We start from the raw sequence: 10,735 nt of genomic DNA on the forward strand, positions 1-10,735 counted from the left end.
AACGAGACCGCCTCTCGGGTTCTCCCGCGGAGTGTGTGTTTTCGGTTGGCCGGTGCCCTTGCCACCCGCTTCGGCGGATTGGGCGCCGGCCTTTTGCGTGCCCGCGAATCGCCAAGCCACCCCCCGTCACTCACCAGCTGGCAGCACGGCAGACATGCACCACACCCGCGATCGTGATATGTACATGGTATAGTTGTTTCATCGGGTCTGGCGGTTGGCCAGCGCACGACGACATGCACGAAGAGCACGACTTGCCGATCAGCAAGGAGACGCTCGTTGCCGCCCAGGAGAACCGGTGAGAGATAGGGACGTCGTATCGGTCATGCTGTCCGACGACGAAAGCCGCGACGTTCTGACCCGGGTGATCCTTCCGGCGTGGACGAAAGGCGCTGCCCGCCAGGACCGGCCGGTCGTCGTGATCGTCGCCGGTCAGCCGGGCGCAGGGAAGACCCAAGTCGCTGACCTCGTACAGGCGGTGCTGGACCGTCGCGGCGGCGCGGTGCGGATCGGCAGTGACCTGTACAAGGCCGCGCACCAGCACTACGCCGAACTGCTGGCCGTCAATGTCCGCACGGCGGGGGTGAAGGTCCGGGCGGACACGCGCCGCTGGCAGGCCGCCGTCGAAGAGTACGTCCGCACTCACGGTTTCGACGCAGTGGTGGAGTCGGCCCTGGCCGATCCCGCCGAGTTCCGTACGTCTGCTGGTGCGTACCGGCAGGCCGGCTCCCGCGTCGAGGTGGTGGCGGTGGCGACAGCGGAGGCGTGGAGCCAGCTCGGAATCCTGGACCGCTTCCTGTGCGAGGCGATCGACGGCGGCGGTCGGTACGTGTCGTGGGAGAACCACGACACGTGCGCGAAGCAGATGCTTGCGACGCTCGCGGTCATCGAGGCCGAGCAGTTGGCGGACCGCATCACCGTCGTACGCCGCGACGGCACGGTGCTGTACGACAACGAGCTCATGGACGGGACGTGGCGTCGTCGGCCGGCGGCCGAGAAGGCGGTGGCGTACGAGCGGTCGCGGCCGTGGTCCGCGCGGGAGACAGCCCTCTTCCGCCGGGAGCTGGCCCGGACCGACCAGCGTCTGCACCGCGAACTAACCTGCGAGGACCGGCGCCTGGCCGTCCAGCGGGATGCCGAGCGCGCTGCCGCCCTCGCGGAACCAGTACGACGCCTCGCCCAGCCGCGACGGCAGGCGCCGGGCGTGGACTATTACCGGCTGTCGGCCGACGAACACCGCTGGGTCTTCGACGAGCTGATCGCCCCGTCCTACCTGAACGGCATCATCCGCCGGGACGACCCGCGGGCCGTCTACGTACTGGGCCAGCCGGGCGCGGGGAAGCTGCTGGCGGCCAGGATGGTCAGGCGGGCCATGCGGCCGGGGACGGTCCACCTGGTGGGCGATGACTTCAAGGCGTCGCATCCGGACTACTTCCAGCTGCTGAGGGACGATCCCCGCAACGCGGGCGCGGCGATCCGGACGGACTACCGGGCCTGGTTCGCCGAGGCCGAGGCGTACGTGCGGGTCCGGCGCGGTGACGTGCTCATCGAGGGCGCGCCGGGCAGCGTGAAGGAGTTCCTGGGCAGTGCGCTGCCGTTCGCGACCGGCGGCTATCCGGTCGAGCTGGTGGTCCTGGCCGTGCGGGAGGCCGACAGCCGGCTGGCGACGGCGCTGCGGTATGCCCGTGCCCTGCAGATCGGGGGCAACGGCCGGTTCACCTCCCGAGCGGGGCACGACCAGTGCTTCCGCGCTCTGGCCGACGTCGTGGAGCTCGCGCAGACGCATCCGGCGATCACGGCCGTGACGGTAATCCGGCGGGACGGCGAGGCCCTGCTGCGCCACGAGGCCGGCGGCGGCGCGCCGGTGTCGTGGGCGCTGGCGGCGGAGCGGCAGCGGCCCTACACCGACCAGGAGGCCGCCCAGTTCCTCCGACTCCATCACGCGCTGCGCCTGGCGCTGCCCCAGCACCGCCGTGAGCTGGACGAGATCGCCGCGCTGGCAAGGCCGTTGATGCCCGCGCGGGTGCAGCCGGCCCGGATCGACCGGCCGCACCCGCCCGTCTGGCCGCTCCCCGTGCTGAGGACGGCCCCGGGCTACGACTCGTTGAGTTCCTTCAGCCGCGCGGCGTAGAGGGCAGCGATCCGGGCCGTCTCCTGCGGGTCGGCCGTGCCCAGCCGCTGCTGGTCGTCCAGCGCGGCCTGCCGGCCTGCCTTCAGCTCCTCGATCCGGTCCTCGTCGGGCACCGGGGAGCGACGCTCCGTGGCGAGCTGGGTGTTGTACCAGGTCACCACGTCCCGGACGATGTCCGCCGCCTGCAGTTCATCGCCGCCTTCCAGCTGGGAGAAGTCGCGGTTGGGGGTGTCGGACACGGCAGTACCGCCTTTGTGTTGATCTTGATGTGAAACGGCCATTGTCTCCCTGGCCGAATTCGGTGGCCCAGTGCCGCGACGCGCCACGATCGGCGGGCGGGGCTCCTGCGCACGTCACAGCATCCGGGGGATGCTTCCCTCAAGGGGGCTCGCTCCGGCATAGGTTGGGCCCAGGTGATCATCGTTTTTCGGGGGTTGGGCGTGGCAGGTCGGGATCTCAGGGCGTTGTTCAGTACGAATGACCGCGGCCTGTCGACGGCGGAGGCGTTCACGAACCGCCAGTTTCAGTGGGAGTTGGTGGGTGCCGCGCTCGCCGAGCACCTGCGGCGCACCGCTGACCCCGCCTTCGACGCCGAGGACCTCGAGGCCCCGCGTGACAATCTGCAGGTGTTCCATGGAGTCGGTGGCATCGGCAAGACGACGCTGTCCCGCAAGCTGGAGGCCGCACTGGCCGGTGCTGAGCACCGGCCTGCCCAGTGGGGGGAGCCCACCTGGTCCGGTGAGCGGATCCTGCCCGTACGAATCGACCTGGCCCGCTCCGCCGGCACCGACTTCGAGCAGGTCGTGCTGACGATCCGGGCCGCGCTCGCAGAGCTCGGCCGGCCGCTGCCCGCTTTCGATCTGGCGCTACGGCGTTACTGGGAGCAGCAGCACCCGGGCGAGCCTTTGGAGGAGTACCTGCGCCGCGGCGGCCTGGCCGGCCGGTTCGGCAAGGCGATGCCGCAGCAGATGCAGTCCGCGCTCGCGGACGTCGCCCAGGCGCTGCTGCTGCCGGGCAGCGTCGGCACGGCGGTCGGTGCGGTGACCGGCTCCCTCGTGCGGGCGCTGCGCGAGCGCCGGCAGACCGTCCGGGCGCTCGCCGGATGCGCGCGGCTCGCCGACCTGCTGGAAGCTGAGCCGGACCTGGAGGCGCTCTCCTTCTACCCGCACCTGCTGGCCTGGGAGCTGGCGCAGCTCCCGGCGGACAAGAAGGTGACGCCGGTGATCCTGCTGGACACCTTCGAGGACGTCGGGGACCGCACCCACCGGGACCTGGAGCGCCTGCTGCAGCGGGTGGTGTGGCTCATGCCTAATGCCTTCTTCGTCATCACCGGCCGCTCCCGCCTGCAGTGGGCGGACTCCGCTCTCCAGGGCCAACTCGACTACACCGGGCCCGTCGCCTGGCCCGGCCTGGTCGCGCACGACATCCCAGGTGCCCGCACCGCATCCGCGCTCGCCGGCCGCGGCCGCAGGCGGCAGGTGCTGATCGGCGACTTCTCCCCCGAGGACTGCGACGACTACCTCGCCCGCCGGCTCGCCCGCGACGGACAGCCGCTTATCGGGGGTGAGATCCGCCAGGTCATCACCGACCGGTCCCACGGCCTGCCGCTCTACCTTGACCTGTCGGTGATGCGGTTCCTGGAAATCCGCCGTACGGGCCGTGACCCGCAGCCGGCCGACTTCGACCACGACTTCCCGGCCCTGATCGCCCGCACCTTGTCCGACCTCACACCGGATGAGCGTCATGTCCTGCGCTCGGTCGCGCTGCTGGACGCCTTCGACCTCGCCCTGGCAACCCGAGCGGCGGGCATGACCCACGAGGCGCCGGCGATGCGGCTGATCGAGCGGCCTTTCGTCCGAGAGCAGCCCTTCGGGCTGTGGCCGTACCACCTGCACGGCCTCATCCGCTCCACCGTCAAAGGCGCTGACGACCAGGCCGATGACCGCTGGTCCCCGCGCGACTGGCAGCAGGCCGCCGAACGGGCCCTCGAAGCGCTCGGCGGGCAGTGGGCCGCCGGCTCCGGGCGGGACCGGGTGCTGCTGGTCGGGTGTCTCCGCCAAGGCCTCGCCCTTGCCCGCGACTTCCGGCTCGACCTGGACTGGCTCGCCGGCGCGGCATGGAGCTACGTCAGCGACTCCGTGTGGGAGCCCATCGCCCCACCCGCCCGGCCAGACACTGAGAGGTCGGAGACCGCGGCCGACGCCCTGGTCGAACTGCTCAGCGCGCTCGCCCGCCGCCAGCACGAGCACCGCACCGTCACCGCCGACCGGCTCACCACCGTCGTCAACACCGGACTGCTGCCCACCGACCTGCACGAGATGGCCGTCTACTACCTCGCCAAGGCCCAGCGCGACATCGGCCGCTCCGACGACTCCCGGCAAGGAATGCAGCTCGTCGCCGACGGCGGCGGCCGCCTCGCCCCCGCCGCCCGGCGCGGCCTGGCCCACCTCGCCCGCCTCGCCGGCGACTTCCCCACCACGTACGACGTCGCGCAGACCCTCGGCTGGGAAGGCCGCCACCACCGCGTCGAAGGCGACATCCTCTGGCCCCACGGCGACATGGAACGCGCGGCCGCCGCATATGAAGCCGCCCGCGATGAGGCCGAACAGCACAATGTCGCGGGCGAGCGCGCCACCAGCCAGGCCCAGCGCGCCTTCGTCCTGGCCTTCACCGACCCGAACGCCGCCGACGACGAACTCCACCTTGCCGAACAGCTGCTGACCGGGCTCGACCTCCGCGCCACCGCCCTGACCACGAAGATCGCTGCCCTCGTCCGAGACGCCGGGGCAATCAGCAGCCTCGAGCCCGTACGCCTGCTCCGCACCGAAATCAGCAACGCCGGCCTGACAGCCGCCGAAGCCGCGCTGGAACTGGCCCTGTGCTTCCACCACGCCGTCCACAACGACTACGACAAGCTCAGCGCTGCGATCTCACGGCTGCAAAACCTCACTCGCGGCGGCGACTACGCGTACTACGTCGACATCGCCCACTTCATGGCCGACCGCTCTCTCAGCGGTGACTCCGCGGCACGGTGGCTGGACGGCGAGCAGCGCACCCGCCGCCGATGGCGGACGCTGGTCACCGCACGGCGCGAGTACCTGCACAACGCGCGCTGAGAAGGAAGCCGGCGGCCGCTTCCAGTGGAAACGGCCGCCGTTCCTGCGATGTGCGCCGGCGTCTGGATGCGACGCGCTCAGGTGGGATTCAGCGGGGTGATGCCCGTTCCCGCGTACAGCTCCGGCTCAAGTGACAAAACCGTGAGCGGCTCACCCGCCTTGACCGCCTGCCAGGCGATCGCCGCGGCGTGAGCCACCGGCCAGTCCACGCTTCTCCAGTCCATCGCATCGACGGCGTGCGCTGTGCTGAAGGGGACGTTCTCCGTGAACCGCAGCGACGCGGCGTGCTTGCCCGCTCCTGCAACCTGACGCTCGGCAGCGAGAACGGACAGCGACGGAACCAGGACGCGACCGGTGCCGCGCGAGGCCTCGATGTACAGGCCGGTGAAGAACGGGTCCGCCCGATAGAGGGCGGTCAACGCGGTGTGGTCCAGGACGGCCGTCAGATTCACGCGGCGGCGCTGCCCTGATGGGCGCGGATCTTCGCCCAGGCGTCTTGGCCGGCCTGCTCGACCTGCTCGGTGTACTCGACGCCGAGCTCGGAAGCGGCCTCGATGGCGCGCTGCTCCCGCTCGGTTTCCGTGAGCTCACGGGTGGCGAGCTCCTCCAGCAGCTCCGTGATGGTGGTGCCGCGCTCGTCGGCAAGGGTGCGCAGCCGGTCGCGCACGGCCTCGCTGGTCTTGATGCTCGTCGGCTTACTCATGCCGACGATTCTACCGCCGGTAGAACTCATCGGACTGCCCTCTGAACCTGTTGGCAGAGTGGCGATCGAACCTCTCGGTGAACCTGACGCGTCTCATGCGGCCCAGGGGCTGATCGGCACGGTGTTCGCAGGGCTCCCCGCCCATACTCCGCCTGCCCCGTCGCCTTCGGACGGCGGGGTGGTTTCCGCGTTTCCGGGGTTGGCCGTCGGCTGGGTCCAGTCCTTCAGTGCGAGGTCTTCAGCGGACCGTGCATCGACTCGAGCCCATACCCACAGCTCCACACCAGGCAGGTCCTGGCGCGCCTTGCGCGTGATCTTCTGGACGACGCTCGTGTCCACCGCGGCCAGGATTTGCCCGCCGTACCAGTCGGCGAGGGACACCAGCGTCGTGTAGTACCCGGCGCGGACGACGGTGGCGCGCGTCCTCGTGTGCGCCTTCAGGCTCATGCCGACCCCCTCTGATCGTGCGCGGTGCTGTGTGGGGGTGGACGGATCATCACCCATTGCCTGCACTTCTGGCCATACCTCGGAGCAGCTTCTCGCCACACAAATTCGAACAGAGGCATGGTTCCGACATGGCCGACACGGACTTCCCCGACGACACTCTGGAGTACGTCCTCCCGAACAGCGTCGACCGCTACTCCGGCCGGATCGGCGTCGACGGTTTCCACTTCGACTCCACCAAGGCCGCGTTGAGCGCTGCCGACGACGTCCTGCCGACCGTCCTCGACTGGCTCGGCGCCGACCAGGCCGTCGACTTCGCCGCCATCCACCCCGGCAGCCCCCGCATCATCACCGACACCGCGGCCGCCCTCGGCCTCGACGACACCGCCGCCCGCCACTCCTTCGACACCCTCGCCGAAGAAGGCAACCTCGGTGGCGTATCGGTTCTCCGGGTCCTCGAGCGCACCCACACCGACCCGCCCCCGGCCGGCGCCCACGGCGTCCTCGTCGCCTACGGCCCCGGCTTCACCACCGCCGCGCTGCGCGGCACATGGACAGCCTGACCCGACCCGTTGATGCTCCTATTGGCTGTCAAGCAGCGGTGAGCCAGTCGCGGTAGGCATGGGCAAGGTCGTCGTCTCGGCGGATTCCTCGTTCGAGGGTGGAGATGGTGGCTGGCCAGAGGCCGAAGTGGCGTGCGGCGGCGGTGAGGGTGATGTTCTTGGACTGCCGGAGAGGTCGCAGGTCGGCGATGCCGGGAACGGTGACCGTGGTGGTCAGGCAGCGGAACACCTCCCGGGCGATGGCCCGTTTCAGGAGCCGGATGATCTCCTTCTTCGTGCGGCCGGCGGCGGTCTGTCGTGCCACGTATGCGCGGGTGCGGGAATCGCTGGACATCCGGACCAGGGCGATGCGGTAGAGGGCGGCGTTGGCGGCCCGGTCGCCGCCTCGTGAGAGGCGGTGCCGGTTCGTGCGGCCGCTGGAGGCGGGGACCGGTGCGGCTCCGCAGAGGGCGGCGAAGGAAGCTTCGGTCCGCATGCGTTCGGGGTTGCCACCCGCCGTGATCAGCAGTTGGGCCGCGGTGTCGGGGCCCACTCCGTAGGAGGCCCGCAGACCCGGGTTCTGGACGGTGACCTCGCTGTCCAGGGCTTTGGTCAGGGCCGCGTGCTCGGCGGTCAGCTCTTTGACGCGTCGGGCGAGGATCTTGAGTGCGGCGAGGACCGCGGCGTGGACTGCGTCCCCTGCCGGCCGCAGCCGGGCCAGGGCGTCGGTGCGGTCGGTTGCTTTGAGCTGCCCGTATTTGGCGCGGATGCTTCGGGCGCGGTGAAGAGGATGTGCGTGATCTGGTTCAGGGCGGCGGTGCGGGCCTTGACGGCGGAGCGGGCTGCGTTGTGCAGGGCGCGTATGCCGGCGACGGTGTCGTCCTTGGGCGCGCTCGAGGCCCGTCCGGACAGGGCGGCGCGGGCGGCGGCGTAGGCGTCGATGGGGTCGGACTTGCCGATGCTGCGGCGTTCGGCCCGGTCGGGCCGGTTGACCTCGACGACGCGTTGCCCGTGCGAGCGGGCGGCGCGTGTGAAGCCTGCGCCGTAGGAGGAGGTGCCTTCCACACCGATCGCGATCACGTGGCCGTGGGCGTCCAGGAAGGCCAGGGCTGCGGCGTATCCGGCGGCGGTGGTGGTGAACTCGGCGTCCGCGAGATGGCCGCCGTTGTCGCTGATGACCGCGACGTGGAGAGTGTCGGCATGGGAGTCGACCCCGCCGAACACATCCTGGTCCGCGATGTCCTCCGCAACCTCTGATGTCATGCTGATGATGCCTTCCCAACCGGAGGTGGGCACCGGCCGGGTGGCGCAGACAGGACATTGAAGGGGGCTTCTGACCAAGCTCCTATCAGGTCATGTTCCGCCCGGCCGGAGCCGTAAGAACAGGTTCCGGCGGCCGGGCAGAACAACCGGAGGACAACCCAGCAGGGCGTCAGTCAGTGCCCGAGCCACGACCACCGGAACCTGAGTATCAGCATCAATGTCAGTGCCAGGTGCGACCCTGGACGCATGCCCGGCGGCGCCCATCACCTCGAAGCCGATGCGAACCGCCGGGCACACTCCACGACACGAGGGGTTGGACGGGCACCGGCCCAAGGTCAACAATCGCTCCTCATGAACGAAGTTGCGTGGACGGCGATCTCCGCCGTGGCCACTGCCTTGGCGTTCGTCGCCGTGGCCTGGCAGTCGATACTCACCCGGCGAGCACTCGCCATAGCTCAGACTGCCGCGCTTGATACAGCGCGTGCCCGACTGGACAACGGAGCGCCGGCCGTCACCGTCCGTCTGGAAGCGCCGATCTGGCCACCGCTGGCCGGCACCGCGCATGGGATGCCGTGCAACCCGTGGCCGAGAGGACACAACTTCCACTTCCCCAATCAGGAATGGGAGCCCACCGTCTTGCAGGCTGTGGCCGTGGTCGAGAATCTCAGTGGCCGCCGGGTCGAAGTCCGTTTCGACGGCGACTTGATCGAGGACCAGGACAACCGCCCCGTCCCCGCCACGACACCGGTACTCGTTCCCGCCCAGAACTCTGCAACCGGCGCGTCGGGTGAGCACCGGGTCTACCTGCAGCGCTCGTTCTCCGCCAAGCAACTCGCCGAGAACTACGAGGCTCGCAAAGCTGGCAGGGAACTCCCCCACCGCGTCACAGGCAGTATCACCGTCCACGATGACCGAGACAACGGCGTCGAGGACACATGGAGCCTGACGCTCACGGGCTGCCCTCTCCAGCCCCACGAGAACCTCGGCAGCGTCTGGGTGACCGTCCCACATCACATCACTGAGGGAACTGGCCTGCGTAGCCTTCAGTACGACCTCCTCCCGCCGCGTCGGCGAACCTACTGGGTGTCCCGCCGAGGCGGCGTCGAACTTGGTGAGCCGCGTACCGCTGCCTGACCCTCGAGCCATGCCGGGAGCCTCTTCACCCCCTGCAGGGCATATGCCTAGGACTCTTTCGTGCACGACCCTGTTGCACGCGGGGCGTGGGTGGCAGGGTGAGCGGTACGCAGTCCTCCGCAATGCGACTCCCCCCGGAGTGGACTGCCCCCACGGCCCCGCCCTGCGTCGCCCGCGTAGCGGGGCCGCACCGCCTCCCGGCTCCCCACGGGAGGCCAGGTGCATGCCCGGCCGCGGCCTGAATGTCAGACCCTCCTCCTACCGTCGTGAACGTGGGCCGGGACCTGCCCGGCCACCGAAGCGCGGGAGCGGACCGTGGGCGAGATCAGCGTGAAAGGCCAGGATCTGAACCGGCTGCTGGCCGACAGCACCAAGAGGTACGGCACGCCGTACCATCAGGCGTTCGCCGAGCTCGCCGCCACGCACCGCGGCCGGCCCCCGGCAGAGATCGTGCCGCTCCTGCGCGCCGCCGCCGACCAGGCCCTGCTCGGCTTCACCGGCGCCGACCTCCGCGAGCAGGCCGAAGCTATCAGCACCGGCCGTCCGTACACCCTGCGCGTCACGGTGACCTGACCGAAGCGCTCCTCACTCGCGGCGCCCTGCCCGCGTACAGACGGTTATCGAAACGGTGTTCCCTTTGTCGGGCTTGGCGGGTTACTGTCCACGTCAAGCAAGATCCCGGGAGTGGGGAGCACCACATGCACGCTGTCGAAACCGCAGGTCGGCCCGGGCGCCCCCCTGGTGTCCACGTCGATGCCGACGGCCTCACGCCCCGCCAAGTCGCGATCATCAAGTTCATCGAACGGGAAGTCTCCCGCCAGGGCTACCCGCCCTCCATGCGGGAGATCGGCGCCGCGGTCAAGCTCAGCAGCACCTCGTCCGTCGCCCACCAGCTCATCGCGTTGGAGAAGAAGCAGGTCCTCTACCGCGACCCCCACCGTCCCCGCGCCTACCGCGTCCGCGCCCGCTGGACCGACGACTACCCCCAGGCCCCCACATCGTCCCCGCCGGCCATGGCCGACGTCCCCCTGGTCGGCCGGATCGCTGCTGGCACTCCGATCCTCGCCGAGGAAACGGTCGAGGACGTCTACCCCCTGCCCCGCCAGCTCGTCGGCGAAGGCCGGCTGTTCGCGCTGAAGGTGGTCGGCGACAGCATGATCGACGCCGCGATCTGCGACGGCGACATCGTCACCGTCCGGCAGGCCGACTCCGCCGACCACGGCGACATCGTCGCCGCCATGCTCGACGGCGAAGCCACCGTGAAGCGCCTGCGCCGCGAGAACGGCCGGGTCTGGCTGATGCCCCACAACCCCGCCTACCAGCCGATCCCCGGCGACGACGCAACCATCCTCGGCAAGGTCGTCGCCGTCCTCCGCTCCCTCTGACCGACCGTCGGCGCGCCCTG

Annotated in this window: 12 protein-coding genes; 6 read left to right on the plus strand and 6 right to left on the minus strand. The window is 70.1% G+C overall.

Annotated features, from left to right (window positions below):
• Positions 1-295: 295 nt before the first annotated feature.
• On the plus strand, positions 296-2,128 hold the full coding sequence (locus J7E93_RS06460; protein ID WP_308367923.1) for a zeta toxin family protein: 1,833 nt from the start codon (positions 296-298) through the stop codon (positions 2,126-2,128).
• On the opposite strand, the gene J7E93_RS06465 is transcribed toward J7E93_RS06460, so the two are convergent.
• Positions 2,092-2,367 (minus strand): hypothetical protein, encoded by a 276-nt coding sequence (locus tag J7E93_RS06465; protein WP_215066294.1) that lies wholly within the window; start codon positions 2,365-2,367, stop codon positions 2,092-2,094. The two genes, J7E93_RS06460 and J7E93_RS06465, sit on opposite strands and share 37 nt — an antisense overlap.
• Before the next feature lie 201 nt (positions 2,368-2,568).
• Between J7E93_RS06465 and J7E93_RS06470 the strand changes: the two genes are divergently transcribed.
• Positions 2,569-5,244, plus strand: a complete 2,676-nt coding sequence (locus J7E93_RS06470) for an ATP/GTP-binding protein (protein WP_215066295.1) — start codon at positions 2,569-2,571, stop codon at positions 5,242-5,244.
• Positions 5,245-5,321: 77 nt separating this feature from the next.
• On the opposite strand, the gene J7E93_RS06475 is transcribed toward J7E93_RS06470, so the two are convergent.
• The 3 genes from J7E93_RS06475 to J7E93_RS06485 all read right to left on the minus strand — a co-directional run bounded on the left by J7E93_RS06475 (position 5,322) and on the right by J7E93_RS06485 (position 6,394).
• Entirely contained in the window at positions 5,322-5,696 is a 375-nt protein-coding gene (locus J7E93_RS06475) for a PIN domain-containing protein (RefSeq protein ID WP_215066296.1), read from the minus strand.
• The gene (locus tag J7E93_RS06480; protein WP_215066297.1) at positions 5,693-5,947 is read right to left on the minus strand and encodes a hypothetical protein; all 255 of its coding nucleotides are present in this window, start codon (positions 5,945-5,947) and stop codon (positions 5,693-5,695) included. The genes J7E93_RS06475 and J7E93_RS06480 overlap by 4 nt, the downstream gene beginning before the upstream one ends.
• A 93-nt stretch (positions 5,948-6,040) precedes the next feature.
• Positions 6,041-6,394 (minus strand): hypothetical protein, encoded by a 354-nt coding sequence (locus J7E93_RS06485; RefSeq protein ID WP_215066299.1) that lies wholly within the window; start codon positions 6,392-6,394, stop codon positions 6,041-6,043.
• 128 nt (positions 6,395-6,522) lie between these two features.
• Here J7E93_RS06485 and J7E93_RS06490 point away from each other — a divergent pair, with 128 nt between their 5' ends.
• On the plus strand, positions 6,523-6,954 hold the full coding sequence (locus J7E93_RS06490; RefSeq protein ID WP_215066301.1) for a hypothetical protein: 432 nt from the start codon (positions 6,523-6,525) through the stop codon (positions 6,952-6,954).
• Between the two features lie 28 nt (positions 6,955-6,982).
• Here the strand turns inward: J7E93_RS06490 and J7E93_RS38285 are convergent, their stop codons facing one another.
• Positions 6,983-7,486: a transposase gene (locus J7E93_RS38285; RefSeq protein WP_374105361.1), complete on the minus strand. Its 504-nt coding sequence runs from the start codon at positions 7,484-7,486 to the stop codon at positions 6,983-6,985.
• Positions 7,487-7,566: 80 nt separating this feature from the next.
• A complete protein-coding gene (locus J7E93_RS36810; protein ID WP_251066141.1) occupies positions 7,567-8,196 on the minus strand; it encodes a transposase in 630 nt (209 codons plus the stop codon).
• A 351-nt stretch (positions 8,197-8,547) separates the two neighbouring features.
• Between J7E93_RS36810 and J7E93_RS06505 the strand changes: the two genes are divergently transcribed.
• From J7E93_RS06505 to lexA, 3 genes are all read left to right on the plus strand, one after another.
• On the plus strand, positions 8,548-9,330 hold the full coding sequence (locus J7E93_RS06505; RefSeq protein ID WP_215066303.1) for a hypothetical protein: 783 nt from the start codon (positions 8,548-8,550) through the stop codon (positions 9,328-9,330).
• Positions 9,331-9,645: 315 nt separating this feature from the next.
• Positions 9,646-9,903 carry a hypothetical protein gene (locus tag J7E93_RS06510; protein ID WP_215066305.1) on the plus strand — a complete coding sequence of 86 codons (258 nt, stop codon included), beginning with the start codon at positions 9,646-9,648 and terminating at the stop codon, positions 9,901-9,903.
• A gap of 125 nt (positions 9,904-10,028) precedes the next feature.
• The gene (gene lexA, locus J7E93_RS06515; RefSeq protein ID WP_215066307.1) at positions 10,029-10,715 is read left to right on the plus strand and encodes a transcriptional repressor LexA; all 687 of its coding nucleotides are present in this window, start codon (positions 10,029-10,031) and stop codon (positions 10,713-10,715) included.
• The last annotated feature ends 20 nt before the right edge of the window (positions 10,716-10,735 follow it).

Source organism: Streptomyces sp. ISL-36 (genome assembly GCF_018614205.1).
Classification (GTDB): Bacteria; Actinomycetota; Actinomycetes; order Streptomycetales; family Streptomycetaceae; genus Streptomyces.

Excerpts from the sequence above, each read along its gene's own strand:
- lexA (WP_215066307.1), top strand. The coding sequence starts at position 10,029 with ATGCACGCTGTCGAAACCGCAGGTCGGCCCGGGCGCCCCCCTGGTGTC.
- J7E93_RS36810 (WP_251066141.1), bottom strand. The coding sequence starts at position 8,196 with ATGACATCAGAGGTTGCGGAGGACATCGCGGACCAGGATGTGTTCGGC.
- J7E93_RS06480 (WP_215066297.1), bottom strand. The coding sequence starts at position 5,947 with ATGAGTAAGCCGACGAGCATCAAGACCAGCGAGGCCGTGCGCGACCGG.
- J7E93_RS06505 (WP_215066303.1), top strand. The coding sequence starts at position 8,548 with ATGAACGAAGTTGCGTGGACGGCGATCTCCGCCGTGGCCACTGCCTTG.
- J7E93_RS06490 (WP_215066301.1), top strand. The coding sequence starts at position 6,523 with ATGGCCGACACGGACTTCCCCGACGACACTCTGGAGTACGTCCTCCCG.
- J7E93_RS06485 (WP_215066299.1), bottom strand. The coding sequence starts at position 6,394 with ATGAGCCTGAAGGCGCACACGAGGACGCGCGCCACCGTCGTCCGCGCC.